Annotated in this window: 26 protein-coding genes; 24 read left to right on the top strand and 2 right to left on the bottom strand. The window is 51.7% G+C overall.

Going from position 1 to position 24,030, the window contains the following annotated elements; genetic code table 11:
* Window positions 1–3 precede the first annotated feature (3 nt).
* The 15 genes from BN3277_RS02215 (at window position 4) to BN3277_RS02140 (ending at window position 11,109) form a co-directional block, all read left to right on the top strand.
* A complete protein-coding gene (locus BN3277_RS02215; protein WP_059040684.1) occupies window positions 4–567 on the top strand; it encodes a hypothetical protein in 564 nt (187 codons plus the stop codon).
* A gap of 26 nt (window positions 568–593) precedes the next feature.
* On the top strand, window positions 594–848 hold the full coding sequence (locus BN3277_RS02210) for a hypothetical protein (RefSeq protein ID WP_059040683.1): 255 nt from the start codon (window positions 594–596) through the stop codon (window positions 846–848).
* Window positions 849–1,039: 191 nt separating this feature from the next.
* Window positions 1,040–1,756: a RadC family protein gene (radC, locus tag BN3277_RS02205; RefSeq protein WP_059040682.1), complete on the top strand. Its 717-nt coding sequence runs from the start codon at window positions 1,040–1,042 to the stop codon at window positions 1,754–1,756.
* Window positions 1,737–3,281 carry an AAA family ATPase gene (locus tag BN3277_RS02200; RefSeq protein ID WP_059040681.1) on the top strand — a complete coding sequence of 515 codons (1,545 nt, stop codon included), beginning with the start codon at window positions 1,737–1,739 and terminating at the stop codon, window positions 3,279–3,281. The genes radC and BN3277_RS02200 overlap by 20 nt, the downstream gene beginning before the upstream one ends.
* Before the next feature lie 33 nt (window positions 3,282–3,314).
* Entirely contained in the window at window positions 3,315–3,782 is a 468-nt protein-coding gene (locus tag BN3277_RS02195; protein ID WP_059040680.1) for a hypothetical protein, read from the top strand.
* 15 nt (window positions 3,783–3,797) lie between these two features.
* A complete protein-coding gene (locus BN3277_RS02190) occupies window positions 3,798–4,526 on the top strand; it encodes a hypothetical protein (RefSeq protein WP_059040679.1) in 729 nt (242 codons plus the stop codon).
* A 29-nt stretch (window positions 4,527–4,555) separates the two neighbouring features.
* Window positions 4,556–4,945, top strand: coding sequence for a DUF6573 family protein (locus tag BN3277_RS02185; RefSeq protein ID WP_059040678.1), 390 nt, complete (start codon window positions 4,556–4,558; stop codon window positions 4,943–4,945).
* Between the two features lie 14 nt (window positions 4,946–4,959).
* Window positions 4,960–5,436, top strand: coding sequence for a hypothetical protein (locus BN3277_RS02180; RefSeq protein ID WP_059040677.1), 477 nt, complete (start codon window positions 4,960–4,962; stop codon window positions 5,434–5,436).
* Between the two features lie 109 nt (window positions 5,437–5,545).
* On the top strand, window positions 5,546–6,043 hold the full coding sequence (locus BN3277_RS02175) for a BC1872 family protein (RefSeq protein WP_059040676.1): 498 nt from the start codon (window positions 5,546–5,548) through the stop codon (window positions 6,041–6,043).
* Between the two features lie 72 nt (window positions 6,044–6,115).
* Window positions 6,116–6,583, top strand: coding sequence for a hypothetical protein (locus BN3277_RS02170; protein WP_059040675.1), 468 nt, complete (start codon window positions 6,116–6,118; stop codon window positions 6,581–6,583).
* A complete protein-coding gene (locus BN3277_RS02165; protein WP_059040674.1) occupies window positions 6,580–7,710 on the top strand; it encodes a hypothetical protein in 1,131 nt (376 codons plus the stop codon). The genes BN3277_RS02170 and BN3277_RS02165 overlap by 4 nt, the downstream gene beginning before the upstream one ends.
* Window positions 7,711–7,777: 67 nt before the next feature.
* A complete protein-coding gene (locus BN3277_RS02160) occupies window positions 7,778–8,935 on the top strand; it encodes a hypothetical protein (protein ID WP_059040673.1) in 1,158 nt (385 codons plus the stop codon).
* The gene (locus BN3277_RS02155) at window positions 8,913–9,167 is read left to right on the top strand and encodes a hypothetical protein (protein ID WP_392396608.1); all 255 of its coding nucleotides are present in this window, start codon (window positions 8,913–8,915) and stop codon (window positions 9,165–9,167) included. The genes BN3277_RS02160 and BN3277_RS02155 overlap by 23 nt, the downstream gene beginning before the upstream one ends.
* A gap of 720 nt (window positions 9,168–9,887) precedes the next feature.
* Entirely contained in the window at window positions 9,888–10,811 is a 924-nt protein-coding gene (locus BN3277_RS02145; RefSeq protein ID WP_157688670.1) for a DNA cytosine methyltransferase, read from the top strand.
* An 88-nt stretch (window positions 10,812–10,899) separates the two neighbouring features.
* Window positions 10,900–11,109 (top strand): hypothetical protein, encoded by a 210-nt coding sequence (locus tag BN3277_RS02140; RefSeq protein WP_059040669.1) that lies wholly within the window; start codon window positions 10,900–10,902, stop codon window positions 11,107–11,109.
* A 327-nt stretch (window positions 11,110–11,436) separates the two neighbouring features.
* Here BN3277_RS02140 and BN3277_RS02135 read toward each other — a convergent pair whose 3' ends face one another.
* Entirely contained in the window at window positions 11,437–12,567 is a 1,131-nt protein-coding gene (locus BN3277_RS02135) for a GTPase (protein ID WP_059040668.1), read from the bottom strand.
* Window positions 12,568–13,007: 440 nt separating this feature from the next.
* Here BN3277_RS02135 and BN3277_RS02130 point away from each other — a divergent pair, with 440 nt between their 5' ends.
* The 6 genes from BN3277_RS02130 to BN3277_RS02105 are packed head-to-tail and all read left to right on the top strand — an operon-like array spanning window position 13,008 to window position 21,470.
* Window positions 13,008–14,564, top strand: coding sequence for a type I restriction-modification system subunit M (locus BN3277_RS02130; protein WP_059040667.1), 1,557 nt, complete (start codon window positions 13,008–13,010; stop codon window positions 14,562–14,564).
* Window positions 14,564–15,814, top strand: a complete 1,251-nt coding sequence (locus BN3277_RS02125) for a restriction endonuclease subunit S (RefSeq protein ID WP_059040666.1) — start codon at window positions 14,564–14,566, stop codon at window positions 15,812–15,814. Before BN3277_RS02130 ends, BN3277_RS02125 begins: the two co-directional genes overlap by 1 nt.
* Window positions 15,807–18,857, top strand: coding sequence for a type I restriction endonuclease subunit R (locus BN3277_RS02120; RefSeq protein ID WP_059040665.1), 3,051 nt, complete (start codon window positions 15,807–15,809; stop codon window positions 18,855–18,857). Before BN3277_RS02125 ends, BN3277_RS02120 begins: the two co-directional genes overlap by 8 nt.
* Before the next feature lie 57 nt (window positions 18,858–18,914).
* Window positions 18,915–19,676, top strand: coding sequence for a nucleotidyltransferase domain-containing protein (locus tag BN3277_RS02115; protein WP_059040664.1), 762 nt, complete (start codon window positions 18,915–18,917; stop codon window positions 19,674–19,676).
* 11 nt (window positions 19,677–19,687) lie between these two features.
* Window positions 19,688–20,416, top strand: coding sequence for a DUF6602 domain-containing protein (locus BN3277_RS02110; RefSeq protein ID WP_059040663.1), 729 nt, complete (start codon window positions 19,688–19,690; stop codon window positions 20,414–20,416).
* A gap of 55 nt (window positions 20,417–20,471) precedes the next feature.
* Window positions 20,472–21,470, top strand: a complete 999-nt coding sequence (locus tag BN3277_RS02105) for an HTH domain-containing protein (protein WP_059040662.1) — start codon at window positions 20,472–20,474, stop codon at window positions 21,468–21,470.
* Here BN3277_RS02105 and BN3277_RS24820 read toward each other — a convergent pair.
* On the bottom strand, window positions 21,391–21,783 hold the full coding sequence (locus tag BN3277_RS24820; protein ID WP_082691267.1) for a hypothetical protein: 393 nt from the start codon (window positions 21,781–21,783) through the stop codon (window positions 21,391–21,393). The genes BN3277_RS02105 and BN3277_RS24820 overlap by 80 nt on opposite strands.
* Before the next feature lie 71 nt (window positions 21,784–21,854).
* Here BN3277_RS24820 and BN3277_RS02100 point away from each other — a divergent pair, with 71 nt between their 5' ends.
* From BN3277_RS02100 to BN3277_RS02085, 3 genes are all read left to right on the top strand, one after another.
* Window positions 21,855–22,577, top strand: a complete 723-nt coding sequence (locus BN3277_RS02100; protein ID WP_059040661.1) for a restriction endonuclease — start codon at window positions 21,855–21,857, stop codon at window positions 22,575–22,577.
* 501 nt (window positions 22,578–23,078) lie between these two features.
* Window positions 23,079–23,351: a hypothetical protein gene (locus tag BN3277_RS02090; protein ID WP_059040659.1), complete on the top strand. Its 273-nt coding sequence runs from the start codon at window positions 23,079–23,081 to the stop codon at window positions 23,349–23,351.
* Window positions 23,348–23,995, top strand: coding sequence for a hypothetical protein (locus tag BN3277_RS02085; protein WP_059040658.1), 648 nt, complete (start codon window positions 23,348–23,350; stop codon window positions 23,993–23,995). Before BN3277_RS02090 ends, BN3277_RS02085 begins: the two co-directional genes overlap by 4 nt.
* The last annotated feature ends 35 nt before the right edge of the window (window positions 23,996–24,030 follow it).

Raw genomic sequence — 24,030 nt, 5'->3', positions numbered from 1 at the left:
AACATGCGACTGCGGTATATCGCATTCAAATGGTTTGTTGACGCTCCGTTGGAAGCTGTCGCCCCGGTTCTGCAACTTGCAGGCTTCTCGCAGGGCAAGCGGAACATTTGGTCCCGCTCCGCCGGTGAACACAAGCTGGAAATCGAGGCAAGGGACAGGATGAACAGCCGTGACCGATCGTACTACTGGATCCGTTGGACCGGCGTGAACGGTAGCGTGGATAAAGGGCCGCTCGAACGGCTCCTTACTGACTGGTTCATCACGGTCAACAGCCACGTACCGACGACGGTAAACTGGCTGCAGGTTGCTCTCGACACTCAGGATTTTAAGCCGCCGTTATATGGGTACCGTGAAAACGCGCCGCGGATATGGGTCAAGGAAGAGAAACGAGTGCGGTTCTCGTTCTATCCTGTGCAAGATCATTACTATTTCGAGGTCCGCACCAGCGATGGACGAAAAGCGATCCCGCATAACCGCTTTTCCTTATGGCTCGACGATCTTAAATACAATCTCCTCGGCTATCAGCGTCCGGACGATCAGATTACGCTCGACTTGAGCGTGGGGTAATAAATAAATTTTCAGGAGTGATTGCTTTGCCAAGACAAACCGCGTACGTTCCGCAAAGTGGTGAGCTTCAGGGGGAGTTAGTCGTTATTGTAAACATCCTCCCTAATCGTTTGGTTGAGGTAGAGGTTAAACAGCTTGATCGCAAGGGTCAACGAGCTACTTTACCATTCGACGATCTGAAGCCTGTATTCTCGTGGGGATACATTGAAGGTTTTAGCATCGGCTTAACCAACGAACAGGTTCGTAGACGCCTGCGCCGGAAACCGGCTGCTGCAAGGTAAAAAAGAAACGTGAGGAGGGAGCCCCTCTACCGCATACGGTGAGGGCGTAGCCCTCGCTTGCGGTATGGGCAAATAAACATGAGCAAAGCTGCTCTTTTCAAAGCACAACGTCTATACGACCGCCGGCTCGAGCTGAAGAAGTACACCGTCATCGGCAGGCTGCTGTCGCGATAAGGGGGAGGGCAATAGAGATGTCCGTTTCGATCCTCAATCAATCCGCGGTCAAGGAAGCGAAGAATGTCTACTACCGCACGTGCGATGCCAGCCGGCTCTCCGAAAAAGATCTGCTGATTGTTATTCTGGAGCCGATCATTCGGAATCGTTCGGTATCCGCTGTCGTGGACGACATTCTGCAGAAGGGGCTTGCTTACCTCGGGGAGCTTTCCGAATTCGAACTGTCCGTTTTATTCGGCCTTGATGAACGCCAGAGCTTTCAGCTGATGGCGGTGTTCGAGCTTGCAAAGCGAATGAGCGTGGCTCCTAAGCAGGATGAGATGATCATTCGCAGGCCGCAGGATGTTCGGGACGCTGTCCAGGATCTTAAATACCTCGATCGCGAGCATTTTGTTACCCTCTATCTCAACGCCAAAAATCGCGTTATCGGCCGGGAAACCGTTTCGGTCGGTTCCCTGAGCGCCGCGATCGTCCACCCCCGGGAAGTATTCAAGGGTGCGATCCGGAGAGGGGCCGCGAGTGTCGTGTTCGCGCATAATCACCCCAGCGGCGTACCACATCCGAGTCCGGAGGACGTCGCGCTCACGGAGCGTTTGGTGGATGGCGGTATGCTTCTCGGTATCGAGGTGTTGGACCATGTCATTATCGGCGGGGATGATTTTTACAGCCTCAAAGAGCGTGGTTCATTCCCGGTCGGCAAGGGAGGTTATAGACATGTTGATCTTATCGACTGAGATTTCCGGATTCAAGCTGCACAAAACCAAGCGGCTATTCGAATTCGGGAAGGTCACAGAGATTATCGGCGGCAACGGAAAAGGGAAGACGACGATTGCCGAGTCGATTACGTGGTGCTTCTTCGGTTGCGACCTCATGGGCAACACGAAAGGGGTATTCGATCGTCTGCGCAATCCGTCCGCCAAGGAAACGAAGGTCGTCGTGGCTGTCGAGCTGACCAAGGATGGACAAGCGGCTCGTTACAACTTTTGCCGGGTCCGCCGCGGGAAGACGACGGAGCTCTTTATCAACGGTCATCCGGCCAAACAGGTCGATTTTGACGGTCTGATTGGCCGGATGGAGTTGTTTCTGAGCATTTTCGTTCCAGGTTACTTCGGATCGCTGGCAGCTGGCGAGCCGACAAAGGCGCGGAACCTGCTCGTGTCGATGCTTCCGCATTTGAACCACGACGAGGTTGTCGCTCAACTGGCCGAAGACGATCAAGCGCGAATTGCCAAAATCGACATGGTCAACCCGGAAAGCGCGCTGAAAAGGCTGCGGAGTGAGATCGCGGAGCTGGAGCGATCCATGGAGAACGTGCAGGGCAAGATCGATTACCTGAGAATAAACAGCATGCTTGACGTGCCGAAGCGGGTTTTGGACGAGGACGAGCGCAGGCTGGCTAACCTCAATGCGGAGCTGGAACAGCTGTCGCAGGAAGGCAACGCTCCGTTCCAACACGACCTCCATCCGCTGACGGAACGTAAGGCTGCGTTACGCGCCCAATTCGACGAGAACAAGGCCGAATTTCGGCGGCTTCAATCCCTCCCGCTTCCCACCGTCGGCGATAAGTGTCCCGAATGTCTGCATGAATACTCGGCGGACGAAGCGTTGCGGGAGATGGACAAGCGCCGGGCGCGCATGTTGGAGCTACAAAAGATATGCGACGAGCTGAAAGAAGAAGGTCATCGACTGGTTGCCGAAATGATGCGACTGCAGGATGAGAATACGAAGCTCTTCTCCGAATTTTTCAAGGAGCGGGGCAAACGCATTCAGTCGCTGCAGGCAGAAATCGGACAACTGCAGTCGGTTCAGGCCGAACGCAAAGCGAAGCTGAAAATGGCCGAGGATTTGACGAAGCAGCATCAGATTTACGATGAGATTGTGGCGGAGCGGGACGAGAAGACGGCCGATATGCAGGCTGTCCGAAACTTCATGCTCCAGTACGCCGAGATGCAAGTAAAGTACGTGAATTCGTTCCTTAACCGAGCCGAGATCCGGCTCTACAAGTACGGGACGGGGGGCGAAATGACCCTTGACTTCACGATCCTTTACGAGCAGAAGGAGTACAAGTCGCTTTCGACGTCGGAGAAAATCCGATGCTCGATCGAGCTTGCCGGGTTGCTGAACAGGGTGCAAAACAAGGCGTACCCCGTTTACATCGACAATGCCGAATCGATCGAATCCTTCGACGAGCCGCAGACGCAATACTTCGTGGCTACGGTCGTTCGGAACGCTGCGCTGTCTTCCACCATCGTTGCATAGAAGAGAGAAACATTTTTTCAAGGAGGAATACACATGCTCGCTTTTTTTGTCTGCTACACCATTCTCATCATCTGCGCCATTCCGCTGGGCGGCTTGCTCGGGACGCTTCTCAATCTCGCGACGGGTCGATATTTGAACCGCTATTACGTCTTCAGCCGGAAGCGGGACGGTTCGTTCGAACTGCACTGCAATCCCTGGCTCGGGTTCTTCTATGCGAAACCCGAGACGTATTTCAAGAAGCGGGAGGAGGCCATCGCAAAGTTTCGGCGGAAACATCCCCATGCAGAGCTGTTCGCCATCACGTCAACGCTGCAACGCTACTATGCTTCGCAAGGTTACGTGGGCGATCCTGCTCCCAAGCGTCCGCTCAGCCAGTTCATGAACTATTTCCTGGTATGCCGCAATTTCGCGAACTACCGGAAGCGGGATGAACGGGAATGGCAGATCGCTCATCTCTTTCGGCGCATCAAGCAGACCGCCCCGCTCCGTTACCGCCTGTAAGGGGGCGATGGCGCGATGAGCATTTGTCAAATCGACTTGTTCGATTACCTGGCGTTCATAAAGAGGTCGGCCGCAAGCGTCATGGATTACTTTCACGAAGCGCAGAGCATCGGGACGCAGCGGCGAAACGAAGCCGGCTATGCAGGGGACAAGCGTTCGGAGGAGCAGATCCGCAAGTTGAATGATCGGGTGTATGAGGTCTACAACGCTTGGAGACGCGGGGAAATGGATGAGGACGACGCGCGCGATGCGCTTCACGAAATCGTCGTTGCCCTTTGGTGCGTCAAGGTGAACGGTCAAGTCTGCCGCTCTCTCTTCTGGCAGAAGCAGACGCCGAGGGTCTATACCCCCGCCATCGACAACGATGTGATCGCTCGCATTCCGCACCATCTCCGATTGCCGGACGACCCCTTTCTGCTTGTATTTTACCGGTACAGGGAGGAAGCCGAATACCACGGCCATTCTGTCGTGTATTACCGGCACGCCGACGATCGTTGGTATCTTGCGTGTACCGCATACGACGTGGAGAAGGCGAAGTGGTCCAAAACAGATGTTCGGTGCCTATGGGGACAGCAATTTCGTGCGGACGAGCCGAATCAGTGGTGGACGGAGGAAGGATTCCGTTTTGCCCTAGAGACGAGCCGGCTGGATCCGCAGATCGCTGCAGTATGGTGCAACTACATCCGGTTTCTCGGCAGGGACGAGGCGCTCGGGCGTCTCGGGCTGCCGCCGGCTACCATCTAAAATTATGCCATTGGGAGGATATAAACACGATGAACAATCTTTTCGAGGGTTTTACGGTCATTCACTCGTATACGCGCGCCGATATGCTGGCTGACGGCTCGCTGGTTGACGTCAGTAGGCTCGCCAAGGAAGCCGGCATCAAAATACCGGTCGCTGTGACGCGAGCTGTTTGGGACGGCTATATCGTTCCCGATGAAAAGGCGAAGGCGATGGGTGAAAGCGAGGACGGACGCCTATGGGACTGCCTGTGGATGTTCCGACTTGCGATTGCCGGGCAGCGCGGCTGGCGCGTATTCTTCGAGTTTCTTGCCACGTTGGACGGTCAGCACGAGAAAATATCGCTCAAAGCGATTTGCGGCCCCGGCGATAACGCGGAGCCGGTCATCACGATCATGCTCCTGAACGAAGACGAAGATTAAACGAGGGATGATCCATGCAGCAGATTGATATGTTCGACTATCTGGAAGAGATAGAGAGGGCCGCAGCTTCGCAAGCGGCGACGGCCGTTCCTGCATCCGTTTCTCGCGGGAGGCGGACATGGGCCACCGTTCGGCGCAGCGCGTCGCGGCTCGGTGAACGAGTCTGGACGCCGATCCGCAGGGCAATCGCATGGCTCATCAAGGCGGCGCCTCTCCTCTTTGTATTTCAGTATGTCAACGTCTACACGGTCAAGCGGGTGAGAACAGGAAAGACGACCTCTTACCTGCAGTATCACTGTTTGGAGTCCGTGCTCGTCACCCGATGGAACGCCGATTCGGTGGTTTTATTTCTCAAGCAACAGTATGGGAAAAGCCACCGTTGGGGAAATTTCGGAGTCGATCATTGGGCACAGGACGTTGAGGTGCTGGCGGAAGAGCAGAGGATGTACGGCCTGACATTTAAAGACCACAGCGGGCTCGTTTGGTGCTGAGGCACCGCGGAAGCGGGTCATACCCGTTTCCTTCCCGCTTCAGTACATAAACATGAAGGAGGGCAGCCCCACATGTCCGAAGGACATTCGGCATTATAAGGGCACAACTATGGTGAAAAAAGCGTATTCGAGCGCAACGGCTCCGTACCGTCTAACGCTCACGAAAGATGACGTTCGCGCGGTTCGCCTGAATCACGAGTCTGCTTTGAATCGCTGGGATAAACTCTGTCCGGAAGATCAAAACCAGTACATCGCAACGGAAGTGATGGGCTGGAAGATCGGACTTGCGGACGATACGGGTTTCTACCTCGCTGATGGCGAGCGTATTCCCCCTGACGACTTCAAGCCGGCGGAATGCCTTGTGACGGCGCAACGACTGTTCGAGTCTTTTCTCATCCCCGATAAGATGACGATCCATCCGTGCGATTCGAGTACCGGACTGTTTTGGATGGTCTACTTCGAAGATACCTACATCGGAGTCGGGAAGACGCTGCAGCAGGCGCTCTGCAAGGCATCCATCGTTATTTCTCGCGCCGCGTCCTGGAGGTTATACGAAGAACAGATGGTTCAACGCCGGATCGCCCATTTACGGGTCGTTCCGGATTAAAAACATGATGTAAGGGAGGGAAGCTCCGCTGTAACTTGGCGGGGCTCCCCCGCCTGTTACATGAGCGCAACCATGCAATATGTAGTGTTTACCGACGAGAAAGATGCGATGGACGTTCCTGAGCTGAAGCTCGGACAAGCCTATGTCACTTTCCATGAAGATGGGGGACTGGCCGACGTCTTTGTCGCCCGATCTATGGCCTTTGTCGGCACGTTCTGTGTCGAACGCTTCAGCAAGAGGGAGCCGGCCGGTTCACGAGAATGGATTGCCCTTCAGGCGATCGCCGAAGCGGGAGCGACTTGCTTCCCCGGCAAGACCGTGCCGCAAATCCTCCAGCTTATGCAGCTCAACACCGGACTGACCTTCGCAGATATTCTCGATATGGCGTGGACGGTCGAGCAGATCAAGAAAGAAGTCCACTTTACGCATCTGCTTGAAACCGAGTACCACCCGGAAGACGATGACGAGGATGAGCGGGAGGACGACCCGAAGTACGATATGGGGTACTGGCGGACCGGCATCCGTGTGAGGGTTCTATGACGGCGATCCCGTTTGCCATGAAAGCGGCGGCGAAGGAACGATCATTCTTCCGAAAATACGGGAAGCCCGGCTATACGGTCTACACCGTTACCGGAAGGCCGAATACGATCGAACGCGTGACGGAGAAGTACGTATTTATCCGCACGAGCCGCAGCGACGGCGCGCACCGCATTCCGCGCGAGCATCTTCGCAAAGCGCTATCCATCCTCTTTTATCGGAGGGTGATTACGCTCAAAGAACTGATCCGAATCCAATCGTTCTCCAGCGCGCTCGCCGCGCTTATTCGGGTCATCATGATCGACATTTGCAAAGTGCTCCGCACGCGATCCGGCGTTCGCTTGTCCCTCAAGGGCTTGCGGTACTTCTTCTCGGGCATCTCGAAGGGGAAGGACGATGTACGGGTCGTGCGGCAAAACGGCGGTCTCTTCGTCCTGGTCAATTACTTCACTGTCCGATCGGATTCGGCGGCGTCGTGGAAACAGAACCTACGCGAGCTCGGATTTTCGCACCGTTGCGTGCTCCTGGACCCCGGTGAAAAGACGCTCTATGAAGCGAGGCAGAAGGGGAAGGTCGTCAAGCCGATCGACATTGACGAGTATGCCCAGTTCGTCATACAGCACAGCGATATCATCTATCAGTACCTCACGATCGATCGAATCGGAGATCCCGAGACAACGCGAGCCAATTCGTTATACTTGGAGCGGGTCGTCGGCCGGAAGCCGATTCCGGTCTATCACGTGCAGAACTCGCTTGACGTGCTGCAGGCGTATATCGACGAAGGGCATGACGTAATCGCGGTCGGCGGATCGGTATTCGTCGGTCGGAAGCGCCGGGCGCAGCTGTTCGATGATATGTTCAAGCGCTTCGGAGACGCGTGCAATCTGCATGCTCTCGGCTTGGGCTCGACGGACTTGCTCCTGCGTTATCCGTGGTTTTCGGCCGATGCTTCCTCTTGGCTGAACGGGCGTATTTTCGGTAAACTCCTGTCGCTTGACGGGAGCGCCGCGGCGCCGGCGTGGATGCCGTCAGAAGACGCGCTTGCCTTCAACGTCCGCATGTTCGCTTCGCTGGAGGACAGGTACGATGATATTCAAGTGAGCATTGATCTCGTGCCGCCGGGCGAATGAAAAAAATGAACTATGGGTCGTTCGCCTATGTTACAATATGAGAGATTTGACCAAAGGGGGTACTGGCTTGTCCGGGGACCAAAAAGAACCTGTTGATCGTGTCGAGCTATTTAGCTGGCTCGAAACCATAGAAAGAAATTTCGACCCGCTCCTATTAAAAGGACGTCGCCGGTTCAACGAGGCGGAAGGATGGGTATTTATTTGGCTGGTCCGCTCCCTGTTCGGGGCGAGCTACAAAAAGATGTCAGATGACAGCGTCAATAAGATTCTGGCATTTCTTTCGAACCAATGGAAAACGTGGGGAACGCTCTTGGGCCTTGCGGGTGTTGCCGGGGGTTCACTTTCTTCAATCCTCCAGCTCTCCCTATGGCAAACCATCCTTGCCTACTCGGTCATCGGGGTATCCATTATTACGTCCCTTTACGCCAACCTAAGCCGTATGCTGATACTGGACGACCCTTATTTCAATTCGAATGTGTACAAGCTCTTACGTAAGCAGGAATATTACATGTTCCTGCCGTATTTTAAAGAGAATAAGTACACGTTCAAAACAGTCCAGGAGTGGGTAAAGTTGTTGTATAGAGAGAATGGCCTGGATTCGGTTGTTCAGGCACATATCGATATACAACGGCGTTTGCAGGAACAAATAGACGACCTCACTAAACAGCTTGATGACAAAGAGAATGACCTGACCGAATACCAAGCATCATTGGAGAAACTTTACGAATTCATAGGTCAGCTGCAGCAGTTGGTTAAAATAAACGAGGACGGGTACAACGCTGCGATAGACACGATATTCCGTCTACGTCAAAGCGACCAACTATTCGACACCTCTGAATTAAGAGTCCATACCGCATTCTCTTTGTTTGAATTGGAGGACGATAAACTTTACCGTTTGTGCGAACAGGGCACTACGGAAACGCCAAGAATAATCGATATTGCCGACCCAGCATACTCTCATTATTCTTCGGTGAAGTTGATTCACAGTGGAAATTCTGTTGAATTTGCAACGAGTGATCGGGAGGGTAGGACGGTTGCAAGTTTGGGAATTCGAATTCCCTCCGGCAGATTTTTCATATATAATTTCCACTATGAATCTACAAATGAGAAAATGAATGATATAATAAAGATGAAAGAGTTATATCGTTACATCCGAGCGATTTGTATCCATCTCGATGAACGGGGACTCTTGAGGAGAGAGGGTGAAGACCATGTCGCGGGCTGAACTATCCGCCGAGAAGGGTTTGGTAACCAGCCATGAACGTTTAATGGCGATCACTGAAGAGATCGAGCGCTTAAAGAAGGAAAACATGCGTGCATGGGCTAACGTTGAAGTGGGTCGTGTCCGTACGCGGGAGATCCGAAACAACGTAAAGAAACTGTTGTCCGAGCAAGAAGAGAGTCTGAAATTGCTGGTAATGATTTCCCAACGAGAAGTTGCCGTTGGGAAAGAATAGATCGGAAACTGGAGAGGAGCCTATTAACGGCTCCTTTTCACGTTTCTTTTCATAGATTCTTGGCCATACTGCTCCTATTACCATTTAAGGGGCGGTAGCAGTGAAGTCAAAGCGAAACAAAATCGTTCGAGGCATGTTCCAGACGGGTGAAACTTCTTTTCCTTCCTCAAAGGATAAACGGGAAAAGATAATGCGAGAAGTAGAGGAAGTTATGCGGAAAGTGGAGAAACTTAATTCCAAGAGGCGTTCCAACAAATAGCGGCCACTTATAGGAGGCTGTATGATGGATAACATTGTCCCTTTTAATCGCAGACCTCAGAAAGTTACTTTTAAGTCGCAGAAGCAAATCACCCGAGAAAACCGGAATAGACGTATAGAAGTCTTAAATCGGTTTGATGAACTAAGTGTTTTGCCTTCTTTGCGGGAAAAGCTGCAACAAATAGAGCAGCATATCGAGGCCATAAGGGTGCGCAATACATAACTGACTACGTTATTACCACTTCCATATATTTACATACCCATTTTTGGTGCCCTATAATACTCGTATGATGCAACACTCACATTTTCCTTGCCGCTAGACTTCGGCGGGGAAGGGGCGCAGCCGCGGAAGCGGCCAAAAATACTGCACGGAAACAGGAGACGCAAACAGTGTACGGTACCCGTATGCTGTTTTTTTGCGTCTTCTTTGTTTTTGTGCCAAAAGAGGAGGACAAAGGAAGCATGGAGTATGAGAAGGTATCGTTCATTCGGAACGTCGGTACGTCCGTCAAGAACGGGAAGGTATGGCTGTTCTTCGAGCCTCCGGTATTGGCCGGAGGCGACCAAGAAGGCATGGGGCCGATTTACGCGAACCTGGTACTCGCGAGCGGCGCACAGCTGATTATGATTGAGGAAGTCGTACAATACTTCCGGTCTCGCTCATTTGCGCACTTGAAAGGTCTTCTCCAGCATGTCTTTCCCTATTGGAAGGGACCAACCGTTCTCGATGCTTACGACTTTGGCAGTCCGGCGGGGCGGACGCGCGGCTACGTCGTCGCCGCCCGCTTCCCCCTTGATGATTTTCAATGGCCGCAGCCGCGCATCCCTGAACACAGGAGACCGACGATTGAGCAGGTCATCGGGAAGGACTGGGAAAGCCGCGCAGAATGGCGTCCGATCGAAGGGACAGTAATGGAAGGTCTGCTGAGGAAGTCTTCGGACAAAAACAATTTCCGTGCCGATTCCAACCGGACGCTGGTGAAGCCTTCGGATACGCGTATGGCCGCCCTCGTCGCCTCGTACAGTCGCATTCAGGTCACCAGCAGTTATTTATGGCATCCCGACCATCCGGAGCTATGGCGCCCGTTTCTGAGCGCGGAGGCAGCCCGTATTTTAGACGTGCCTGCGGATTTCGAGTTCCCGGAGCATATTCCAGAAACGAAGCGTATGGTTATGCTCGGCAACTCGGTGGATTGCCGGAAGGTTCGCGCCATCGGCATTGAGGCAGCGTATGCCCTCATGCGGAACAGGCTTACGGCATCTGCGGGCGACTCGGTGGCTGTGAAAGGAAAAAGTCCCGCTCCGGAGCGGGAGATCAAGAGAGAGTGGCTGACGGAGGACGCGAGTGGGCAAATCTCGCTTTCCTTTGAATCGTTGTCCGCGTGATTAAAGGCGAAATAGACAGGAGACATACCCTCTGCACAGGGCATAAATTGCGCCTTCCCTGTGCAGGGGGAAGGTATAAGGAAGCGCTATGAACCGTAATAGAGACAAAGCTGACTTGTACCGACTGTCCCGTTTCGATCCCGCTCGACTCTCCCGGTTGGCATCCGAGATCACCGACTACGCCGCGGCGATCGGCGGACTGCCGCGCAGCCACGAAGAGTGCTTGAAGAAGCGGGGCTGGCTCCTGCCGTTCCTTTTTGGCTATGACAGCCTGCATTGGGGGCGCAGGGACTACTGACTCGCCCTACGCCGTTCCAGATTACGCGCATGATAGTGGAGATGACCTACTACGACAGAGGATGAAGTGGCCGACGGTGATGGATACGTGCGTCGGCTGCGGTACGATGCTGCTTCCTGCATCAAATAACTACCTCCGTGGTTTGACCCCGCCAATTCGGTCCTGCTGCCAGGCGACCGGGTACGGGGCATGAGACGACAGGAATTTACTACAGCGACTACTTCGATTGTGATAGCGACGAGCCATTGTTGTATGTCGGTACCGTACATGGAACGTAAAGAGGAAAGCGGTCACCGTCGTGGTGCCCGCTTCCCTCTTTATTCGTAATCAGATTCCGTCCGGTTCAAGGTTAATCTTCTTGCTTTGTTTTTCCCTCTGCTTTTTAAATTCTTCTTTGATCAGTTCGGCAATATCATCTGCGGTTTTATTCTCGATCTTACCCTGAACAATTTTTGTACAAACGTTAATATAAGCTACAGCAAGTGCAGTTGAGATTGCGACGTTGATAGTCCCTTCTATAGCGGCAGCAGCGACATATCCGATCCCAGTCGCTTTTGCTAAACTGCCAAAGAAGTATGTAATCCCTGCTGTAATACCGGCTCTTCCGGCTATGCCCGCTACCACGGAAATAAAGAAGTTCTTATTAAAATCTAGCCCAAATATGACGGTTATTGCAGCAAGCATTGATGCTTGAACAGCTCCTAACGCTGCTAAATCTGCGCCCGGAGGCAGTGAACCTGATAAAGCAGAACTTGCAATTGCTGCTCCTGCTGCTACCCAAGCTCTGGAAATTTTCTTTTCTAAGTCAACTTTTTGAGAGGCAATGTAGGCATTTCTTAATTGCTCCGGCAAAAGCTGAAACGTGATGTCCGACAGTTCCTTTAACCCATATGGCTTAATCACAATATCATCATCGAGCTCAAAGGGTTGGGCTAGCACTCTTACAACCTGTTTAAAAGGAATATCCATACCTTTAACCACATTATAGAACTCAACGTCTTTTTTACTCTGTGTTTGGGTTAAGACAATTATCACGGGCAGCTCCTGTGCAAGTTGTCTAATCCATTCTATCTCAGTTTCTTCAACCCGTTTGCCGAGATAACTTATGCAATACCAGCATACGTTTATCTGCTTAGTGATATCTCCGTTGTTCTTTAACTGACGTATCTCGCCAATTATTTCACTTTTCGTTTGTTGCTGTGCTTCTTCTTTTAGCTCAAGTCCTCTGGTATCCCATATAGATACCGGGACACCTTCCTTTTCGTACTTTATGAGATTTTTTGAAACGGGGGACCCGACCCCGGTTTCTGCTATGTTCCCGGAGAAGAAGGCGTTTATGAGCGTGCTTTTTCCAACACCCGTTTTGCCGACTACCAATATATTCGGGCGAAATTTGTTTACCTCTTGGTAGGCTTTATCATAAATGTCATCAAAGTTAATTCCGTTACTATTCGTCAAGTCTTTTCGCCCTCCACGTTTAATGAAATAGTTCCAACAACGTGGTATTCGACAATGATCAGCAATTTCCTTGTCAGTTAAAGGAATTATCTAGAACTTAAGGCTTGCAAGTCATTGCGGCACCATGCAGGGAATTTTCCGAATGGGTAAGTAAGTTTTGGCTGTCGAGTCCTTCAGAATGCCAACATTCGGTTGGTGTGCTTTGGGATTCTGAGGTAAAGCGGGAGTAACCGATGTCCTCGATCCACTCATACAACCTCCGAACATTATCATTAACATATTCACCAAAAAAGGGATTAGGAAGGAGATTTGTCGTATTTCGTAGAACTCTCTACGTATGGTTCAAAAAGACTATGTATTACACAACAAACATTTGTTCGGTGGCAAGTACCTGTCTGAGCTTTAATCTATATTAGAACCCTAAGGAGTGGATTTAAGATATGGCATCAGCCAAAGCAGACATCAATTTTGAGAAAGACCTATTCGAAGCAGCCAACCGGATGCGGGCAACCGTTGCTCCGGCTGATTATAAGCATATTGTTCTCCCGCTCATTTTCTTACGTTATCTCTCCATTCGATACGATAACCGTCGCAGGCATCTGGAGATGGAATTCGGTGACTCGAAAAACCCGAATTACATCGAAGATGCTGAACTGCGGGAAGAACTGCTGAATGACCGCGACCAGTATATCGCCGAACGTGTATATGTGCTTCCAACAGAAGCGCATTGGTCGTTTATTGTCAAAAACGCAAAGCAACCGAATATCAAAGAGATTCTCGACAATGCAATGAAGTTGATCGAAGCCGAGAACGAGGATTTGGTCGGTGTTCTGCCGCGCATTTACCAGGCGACGAATCTTCCAGCCGAAAACCTGGCTTCGCTGATCGAGATTTTCTCCCGCGACACGTTCAGTTCGTCCAGCGATGATGCGGTGGACGTGCTTGGTCGAGCCTTTGAATATTTTATCGGTACTTTCGCATCGAGCGAGGGCAGCCGCGGGGGAGTCTTCTTCACGCCCAGTTCGATCGTCGAACTGCTTGTTGCCATGTTGGAGCCGGAATCGGGTACTGTCTTGGACCCTGCCTGCGGATCTGGCGGGATGTTTGTGCAATCCCAGCGGTATGCCAAGAACAAAAATGCGCTCTCGTTCTATGGCCAAGAGAGCGTCGATCTTACCGTACGTTTGGGCAAAATGAACGTCCTCATGCACGGAATCAATGCTGACATCCGGCTGGGAGACTCGCTGCTCAATGACCAATATAAGGACCAACAATTTGATTTCGTAATCGCCAATCCTCCCTTCAACATGAAACAATGGGGAGCGGAGAAGATCCAGAAAAACGACCCGCGGCTGATTGCGGACTATGACAAGTCCGTCACCGATGGCAACGCCAACTACATGTGGATGCAGCACTTTCTCCATCATTTGAAAGATGGAGGAACAGCCGGCTTTGTAATGGCCAATGGCGCCATGACGACGAGCAACTCCGGCGAGAAAGACGTTCGGCAGAAATTAGTGGAAGAAGGATACATCGATTGTATTGTGCAGTTGCCGGAGAAATTGTTCTTTACGACCGGTATTCCGTGCTGCTTGTTCTTTTTGAGTAAGAACCGGGGCGGTGAGAAGGGCTTCCGGGCGAGGAAGAACGAAGTGTTGTTCATTGATGCCCGGAAGAAGGGCGTCATGGTAAGCCGGAAGCAGAAGGCATTGACACACGAGGACATCTTAGAGATTGCAGATGCGTACCACGCATTCCGGAGCGTTGAAGGATTTGAAGGTGTGGACGGTTTTTACAAGACTGCGACTATAAAAGAGATTCATGGCAACGAGTACAAATTAACACCGGGGATTTACGTAGGAACAGAGGAGTCAGAGTCGGAAGAAGTTTCGTTCGAAGAGAAAATGATTGATCTGATGGGGCGACTTCAAGATCAGTTCAATACTTCGATCGAATTACAGCAACGAATCAAAAAGAATTTGGAGGGATTGCTGTAATGAGTTCATGGATTGTAAAGCGAATCGGTGAACTCTGTGACGAATTTGGTGGCTTGGTTCAAACCGGACCGTTCGGGAGTCAATTACACGCATCTGATTACGTTGAAGATGGCATACCTGTTGTAATGCCTGTCAATATAGGTAGAAACACCGTGGACCCCGTTGGTATTGCACGGATTCGGGAGTCTGATCGCGTTCGGCTTGCGAAGTATCAACTTCAATCCGGGGATATTGTCTACTCTCGGCGAGGAGACATTGGTAGACATGCTTACGTTACAGCCAACGAGGAAGGATGGTTATGCGGTACCGGGTGTCTATTTATTCGGTTCAATAACCCGAAAGTAGACCCACGATTTGTATCATACTTTTTGGATCTGCCAGAATCCGTTGATTATGTCTACGCAAATGCTGTCGGGACAACTATGCCCAACCTTAATACTGAAATTCTTCGCTCTGTACCTGTAAGGCTTCCTGCTTTCAATTTACAAAAGAAAATCGCCGATATTCTTGGAGCGATTGACGATAACATTTTACTCAACCGTCGTATGAACGAAACGCTCGAACAGATGGTGATTGCATTATATCAGCATTGGTTCATAGATTTTGGTCCGTTCGCAGAATTTGGCGATAACGAACTCCCTGTTGGTTGGCGATGGGGGACGTTGAAAGAAGTCGGTTATGTTCATAAGGTTCAAGTTGACCCATCGGAATTGGAAGAAACACGCCCATATATCGGTCTCGAACATATGCCCAAGGGGAATACATCCTTGGAGGATTGGGAGAGCAGCGATAAAGTTACAAGCCACAAATCAATGTTCGACAAAGGTGATATTCTTTTTGGAAAACTGCGACCGTACTTTAAGAAGGTTGGTGTCGCTCCTATTGACGGGGTTTGCTCCACTGATATTCTTGTTCTAAAGCCAGTAAACAAAGAGTTCTTTGGTATGTTGTTTGGTCTTGTTATACAAGACGCATTCATCGACTATTGTACGAATACATCAGGCGGGACCAAGATGCCTCGTAGTGACTGGAAGGAAATGGCCAAATATTCCGTGCCTATTCCACCTGAATCTGTACGAGAAGAATTCAACCAAAAAATATTTTCGTTTGTGGATCAAATCATTTCGAACATCCATGCAAATAGGACCTTAATTGAAATGCGTGATTATCTGCTACCCCGCCTTCTCTCCGGAGAAATCGAGGTGAAGACAGCCGAAGAACAAGTCGAGGAGGTGCTTGCCGGTGCCTAACGGTCTCTATGAAACGGACTTTGAGGAAACGACAATCGAGCGGCTCAAGGACATCGGATACGATTACAGCCATGCGATGAACCTTTATGGCCGCACAACGCTTGGTGAGGTAGTGCTCTATGACCGGCTTGAAGCCTTCTTGAAAAAGACATATCCCGCGATTCCGGCGCAGCATATCCCTGCGCTTGTTTCTCGGTTTACTGATCCGGACGGGGTGACGCTGCTGCAGCGCAATCAGCGTTTCCAAGAGATGCTGACTAAGGGCATCGACTTCTCTTACGAGGAGAAGGGCGAACAGGTATTTCACCATGTCTATCCGATCAACTGGAACGATCCTCTCGGGAATAACTTCCTTGTCGTCAACCAACTGTCGATCGAAGGGAGAATGGCACGGCGGCCAGACCTCATTGTTTACATCAACGGTCTTCCGCTTGTCGTGTTCGAACTGAAAAGCCCGTACAGCGAGCAGGCGACGATCGAGTACGCTTACAACCAGATCACGAACTATACCTACGACATTGCCCAACTGTTCAACTACAACGCGTTCGCCGTGATCTCCGACGGCACGCTCACTTTGCACGGCATCCCGGGGGCGCCATACGATTTTTATGCCTCATGGAAGTCCATCGACGGCAAGGAAGTCGATAACAATATCACAAACACGATGCGGACGCTCATTCAGGGCATGTTCCCGAAAGAGCGGCTGCTCGAATACATCCGTAACTTCATTGTGTTCATGAAAGATGGCAACAAGGAAGCAATCAAGATCGGGGCCAAGTATCATCAATTCTTCGGCGTCCGGTTTGCTGTCGAACATGCCGTTCGCGCAACCCGGCCGGAAGGGGACCGGAGGATTGGGGTCTTGTGGCACGCTACCGGCTCGGGAAAATCGCTTTCCATGCTATTTTTCTCGGGGATCCTCTCGCGTCATCCCGAAATGGATAACCCCACGATCGTCATCCAGGTTGACCGCGCCGACCTTGATGGCCAACTGCACGAGACGTTCCTGCAGGGGGCGTCCCTCGTCGGCAACGTTCACCATGCCGAAAACGCCGATGAACTGCGGGAACTGCTCCGCAACGAAGCGGGCCAGATCGTATTCTCAACCATCGAGAAGTTTCGCCTGAAGGACGGGGAAGGCGAGTTTCCGGTCTGTTCGGAGCGGAGCAATATTATCGTGATCGCCGACGAAGCGCACCGCACCCAATTTAATTTCGACGGCTTTGCCGGAAACCTCCGTCGTGCCTTGCCGAATGCCTCACACATTGGATTTACCGGTACGCCCATTACGTTTGCTGACCGGGACACATATGAATTGTTCGGCAACGTCATCCACATCTACGACATGCAGCAGGCCACGCTGGACGGCGCAACTCTTCGAATTTATTACGAATCCCGCCTCATTCCGCTTGATCTTGAGAACGCCAAACTTGATGACGAGTTCAAGAAGATCGTAAGCGAGGTCGGCGACGGCAAATGGGACGAGCAACGAGCCAAGTGGGCGGCGCTGGAGAAGGTCGTCGGCACCTCACAGCGGCTTGAGACACTCGCCAAGGACATCGTGTCGCACTTCAAGAATGCGGCCTCCCCCGATGCCAAGGGCATGATCGTGTGCATGAGCCGGGAGATTTGCGTTCGGCTCTACGAGAAAATGCGCGCGATCGAAGGATGCCCGCAGATTGAGATTGTCATGACAGGCGACATCGACAAAGATCCGCCGGCCTGGCGCCAGAAGCAACCGGGCAGCGAGTTTTCCCATATCAAGTCAAAGGAAGAACAGGAAAGCGTCAAGGCGAAACTGCGCGATCCCGACGATCCGCTAAAGTTTGTCATCGTGCGGGATATGTGGCTGACGGGCACGGACATCCCGCCACTGACGTACCTGTACGTCGATAAGCCGATCAAGGGTCACGGCTTAATCCAGGCGATCGCCCGCGTCAACCGTGTGTATCCCGGCAAGACGGGCGGCATTGTGGTTGATTACATCGGCATTGCCGAGGCCCTCAAGGAGGCCACCCAGCGATACACCCAGGGAGGCGGTAAGGGAAAACCGGCCGGCAACATCGACGAGGAGGCCGTGCCGATCTTCTTCGAAGCTCTTGAATCCGTTCGTGCCTTCATCCCGCCCGGCATCGACATAACCGATTGGCGGGCAAAGCCGAAGGTCGAGCGAGAGGATTGGATCGCCGATTTCGTGGGATTCCTGCTCGGGCCGGACCAGGACGCTTACCTAAACATACAAGCCAAACTGGATAAAGCCTATCAACTGGTCAAGCACCTGCCGGCGGTCATGCCACACGCGAACGAAGTGCTGCTATACGAGATTGCTGCAATCCAGATTAAAAAAATAACGATTGGTGGAGGTCCCGACAGCAAGCCGAAAAGTATAGAAGAGGAACTTAAAAAACTGATCGATCGCAGCATCGGTGCCCGCGAAGAGGCCGTCGATCTGTTCGAGAAGGCGGGGCTGGAGAAGCCGGACATCTCCATCCTTGACGAAGCGTTTCTCGCTGATTTCGAGCAGAAACCGCACGTTGATCTGCGACTTAAACTACTGCAGAAATTGCTGGACGACGAAGTTTTCTATCTGGTCCGGCAGAAAAATTCGCTCGGCAAAGAGTTAAGCAAACTACTGGAGAAGACGATCAACGACTATCATAACCGGGTTATCACAGCAACCGCCGTCGCGCAAATGATGGTGGAAGCGAAGAAAAAACTGGACGAAGAGCGCAAGAGGAAAGAGGCGCTCGGGTTGTCCGATGAGGAAATGGCCTTTTACTACATTATCGAAAACATGGGCAATGACGCCTTCTCCAATGATTTTGTTGCCGGCTTGATCCGCAAAGTCGTCGCGGCGATGAAAAAGGAATTCCAGATCGACTGGACGAACCCGCACCGAGCGGACGTCTTGGCCAAGGTCAGCAATGCGGTGAAGATGGTGCTGATCCGCGAGCAGATCAAGGGTGAACAACTACGGTTTCTGACACATGCAATCATCGATCAAGCGAAGGAAAAATTTAAAGATTGGCCAATTGAGGCATAAGATCGAAGCCGTAGGTTCCGAGCCTGCGGCTTTCTTTGTCTGAAAGGGGGGCTTGGATTGTCTGATCAATTTGTAATGAACATCTTTAACAAGTACCACGTCAAGAAAGAACTTGATCCGCTTACGAAAATGTTTGTCATCACTCCGCTGCATAATGTCGTGATGGAGTGGGCGGGCAGTTGCCTGAATAGTGTAGAGCTCTCCGGTTCACGGGCAAAAGGAACGGCCACGACTCTTTCCTCTGATTTTGACCTGTTCATTTCGCTCAAACATGACACCGAGAACACTCTGAAGGAAATATACGAATCGTTGTTCAACTACCTCGACCAAAAGGGTTACAAAGCCAGGAAACAGAATGTCTCGATCGGGGTCCATCTTTGGAATACCGCTGTGGACCTGGTTCCGGCCAAAAAGCGGCCCGGCAACACGAATGACCACAGCCTGTATATCAGCAAACGGGACACATGGACGCAAACCAACGTCATAAGACATATTAACACCGTCAGAGACTCCGGACGCATCGTAGAAATCGTGCTGCTGAAGGTGTGGCGGAAACTTCATGGTCTCGACTTCCCTTCGATCTATTTGGAACTGACCGTTTTGGAGGCACTGAAAGGCAGGAGCAAAAGCGATCCGGCCAATAACTTTCTGGCTTTGCTCGATTATTTGCGAGATGAGTTTGTAGATAAGACAATCGTGGATCCAGCGAACACCAACAATACCATCTCGGACGATTTGTTCAAGTACGAGAAGGAAGCCATTCGCAAGAAGGCAAAGGAAAGCAGATCACAGCAGTATTGGGAAAACATCATTTGGTAGGAGGTGTCGGAATGGCTCATAAGGTCAACATGAAAGAACTGTTTTTGGACATGCAGCAGGAGATGCTTGCAAAACTTAACTCCATGCGAAGGCATGTAACTCATGCGCCGACCAAAGGCGCTGCGGTTGAACGCAGTTGGATTGAGTTCCTCTCCAACTACTTGCCAAACTGGTATTGCGTGGACACGGCGTTCGTTGTCGATCACACGGGTACGCGAAGCGACCAGATCGATCTCGTTATTTACGACCAGCAGTATTCACCATTCGTCTTTCTTCACGACGGCGTGAAATTCATTCCCGCCGAGAGCGTTTACGCAATCTTTGAGATCAAACAAGCGCTTAACAAGCCGCATATTGAATATGCAGCCGGAAAGGCAGAGTCCGTTCGTGCGCTCAAGCGGACGTCGGTTCCGATCGTTCATGCAGGCGGAACGTATCCGCCGCGGCCAGTTTTCGACATCGTTGCCGGCCTCATTACCACGTCGTCCGACTGGTCCCCGCCGTTCGGCAAGTCGTTTCACGATGTCATGGGAACGCTAAAACCTTGGCAACGTCTGAATATCGGCTGTGCGCTAGATAGCGGCTCGTTTCTATTGAAGCCGGATGGTACTTTCGATACGAGTACGCCGGAAGAAGCCTTGATCTTCTATTTCATCAAACTGTTCACCCAACTGCAAAACCTGGGGACTGTCCCGGCGATGGACATCGACCTGTATAGCCGAGCGCTGGACTCAATTTAGGCGGGTATTTGGGGGCCCAGACGGGGTTTACCACTATGGAGAAAGCGGGTTAATCATGAAACTGACCTTTCTATCGGCAAGCGAAAAGGTACTGGCGGAAGAACGTAAGCCGCTTTCGGGGAAAGAAATCTGGGAAGCCATCCAGACATGCGGCTACGATCAACTGCTTCAGACAAAGGGAAAGACGCCGTGGAGAACGATCGAGGCCCAAATTTACGTGAACATGGTGAACCAGCCAAATTCACCGTTTACGAAGGTTGGCTCGGGGCCTGTCCGGTTTGCGCTCAAATCTTTCGCCGCAGGCTTGCAGACAGATCAGGAGCCAGATGAACCGATTCAAGTGGCGCCAAAATTCAATTTCATCGAGCGCGAACTGCACCCGTTTCTCGCCTACTATGCGTTTACGCATCTCAAGACGATGACCCGGACGGTTTACCACGAAAAGTCGTCGAAGAAATCCGGTAGCGGCGAGTGGCTGCATCCGGACATGGTGGGTGTCGTGTACCCGGATTGGCGGGATGAGGTCAAGAATCTGTCGAAGGCAATCGGAACTCGGTCGCTTAGACTCGTGTCGTTTGGACTGAAGCGAGAATTGAACAAAGCCAACCTGCGCGAATCGTTTTTTCAGGCGGTATCGAATTCCTCGTGGGCGAATGAGGGGTATCTCGTTGCCGCGGCGGTTGATAGTGATGACGAGTTCCAAAGCGATCTCAACCGCCTGTCCAACGCCTTTGGCATTGGCATCTTGCGGCTCAACCTGAAGGATCCGGACGATTCTGATGTACTTTTCCCTGCGAGAATGAAAGAAGAAATCGACTGGGAGACATTGAACGTCATGAGCAATCGAAATCCGGACTTTCGAGACTTTGTAATCCGCGTCCAAAAGGACTTTATGGGCAATGAAAGTACACCGCGAAGTACGATCCGATACACACCATCGAGGAACTTTCCGAGAAAAGTGAGAAGTGGAACGTTTAGCGTGATTCGCCTGCCGCGTTTAACGCATCCATCAAGGATATTGGATATTTGGACGACTGGGCGTTCACGTATTTAGCGAATAAGACCGCTTCCTCGTGATCTTGTTCGCAACCGAGAAAGTGCTGTAAGTACAACCCGTATTGGTATCCAACAATTCCAGCTACGTTCAATTCCTCGCGGCGCGCGGCTACGATAATGTAATACTCATCGTCCTCAATAATGGAGTGTCCATATTCACGGAAGCCTTCTTCCGTAACCATTGAGAACTCGTCGTCAATAAGAACGACGGTGACTGTCTCGGGCGTGTTGAAGCGCACATTGATTTGCCGAACCACAAAAGTAATGCGTCCACCGGGCGGATGAATTTCCGCTCCACGTAGTTCAATCATTGAAACGCCCCCTGGTCTCATGGCATTCTCTCTATTATGTTAGATATTACATGCGAAAGGAAGAAGCGACAATGGCGAAAAAACGCAGAAGAAAGAAAGATGATCCGGTCGCCGAACTGCTGACCGGCCTCCTGTTTCTAGCATCCATCGGTATGTACCTGCTCACCAAGTCGGCCGCCGCGGCCATTATTACGTTCGTCCTGGTCCTGGCTATCATTATCGCGGTCCGCATGATCCTCAACCAGCAGCGGGAAGAGCGACTGCGCCGATCCGGGATTTATGACATCGACAAGATGGACGGCCGGCAGTTCGAACTGTACCTTGGCCTCTTGTTCAAGGCGCTCGGATACAAGACCGAAGTAACCCGCTTGGCAGGCGATTACGGCGCCGATCTCGTAATCGAAAAGAACGGTGTCCGCACGGTTGTCCAGGCGAAGTGCTACTCGAAGAATGTCGGCATTGACGCGGTGCAGCAGGTACAGGCTTCGAAAGCCCACTATAAGGCTGCGCAGGCGTGGGTTGTCACCAATCGAGGGTTCACCGAAGCCGCCGAGAATTTGGCCAAATCGAACGGCGTCACCTTGATTGGCCGCGAACGTTTGATCGAACTGATGCTAAACATGAATCCCGCTACGAAACCGAAGGCAAATGAAGTTGCCGCGGCGGCCGAGGCGACAGGCAAGACGTGCCCGCGCTGCGGAAAACCGCTCGTGCTGCGTAAGGGACCGAAAGGGGAGTTTCACGGCTGCAGCGCCTTTCCGAAGTGCCGGTATACGCTTGTCGAATCGAACTAACGCGCAACCGCGTTTGGCCGTCGTCGGCTAAACATTGTGTTTAGACGTGGTTCAATTAAACACCGTCTTTAGTGCGTTAAATTGCTAAATCGCACTGCAAAAAATTGTGCTATACTGATCCAAGGGCGCCCAAAACCCGAAGAGGAGATGGGAAGTATGGCATTGGTAAAGAAGATTCTATGGGATAATCGAGAGGTAGAGTGGAAGTCGGAGACTGTTTGTTCCGTGCGTGCAAAGAAGATCCGTGGCGAGGTATACCTTCAACTCAACACCTATGGATCGAAAGACCGCGAGATGAAAGGAATATCGAGTCAAGCAATGACATTTGACCGGGAGAGCGGAATGCTGTTGCGAGACATGCTTCTTACGATCTACCCGTTAACCCCTACGGACACACCCAACACACAGCAAACACATAGTCACAACACCACTCCCAATCTTGATTTACTGGCGGGGCCATGTGTTAAGATACCAGTAAATTGCTAGATTGGGAGGCGGCACATGAAATCGTTCGCAGAGGTTTGGAAAAACATTATCGCACTTGAAGGAAGCGAGTTTCAACAGGTCCGGGGCCAAAAGTTTACGTATGCGATTTCGGGGGAATATGTCGTTCCGAATACGACGAACATTCGCATTCCAAAATCGTATTTCGAGAAAGCATGGAAGCAGATGCCTGTGAGCGGACCTGGTGCACTTCACAAAAGTCTTATTGCGCCGTCGTACTTGTATCCGATTCTATCTGAACAGAGAAGCGTCGGAGAGGCTGTCTCATGAAGTTGCCTTTTCACGTGATCTGGCACCGGATCTGCAGCAATGCCGATCAGATCAAAATCAAATCGCCGCACTATCGGAATGATTCGTATCGCGTTCAAGGCGACTATGTGATGCCCAACTGCGCCGAAATCCGGATGCACAAGCGTTATTTCGAGGAAGCCTGGGCGATGATGCCGGTCACCGACCCCGACGACTTGCATGGGCTCATTTCGCCCTCTTACCTAATCGCCCTGTTGTCGCACGAGCGCATCGGCGGCGCGCCGGCTGCAGTCGAGTGGATCCAAACGGAGTTCTTCGCTGGCTACCCGTTCGGATACTTCAAACTGCGCTTCCTCCCTGATGGAACGGTGGAATATGCCTGCGATGGGGAAGACTTGCCCTTTGTTTTGCCAAGCGACTATCAGTGGCAGGCATCCAAGCGCGTCTTCCAGAACCTTGCGATGGTGATTCTCGCCCGTCCGTGGGAGCAGGAACCGGATCCGCGCTTGGACGCCGGCATGGTCTGTGACGGCTGGACGGATACGCTCTCGTGGTCGATCGACGGTATGAAGGAGGAACATTCTTTTGTACTTAGTGAGGGACCCGCGAGCCTCCTCAAGGTAATGGATCGGATTCGGCGGCTGGCAAAGGTCGAGGTCAGGTGAAGCATTTTTCCAAGAAAGAGGACGAGGGGCTTTCC

The sequence above is a fragment of the Paenibacillus rubinfantis genome (assembly GCF_001486505.1).
GTDB lineage: Bacteria > Bacillota > Bacilli > Paenibacillales > Paenibacillaceae > Fontibacillus > Fontibacillus rubinfantis.
The sequence above is the reverse complement of the archived record's forward strand: the minus strand, read 5'-3'. Positions and strand labels throughout refer to the sequence as shown.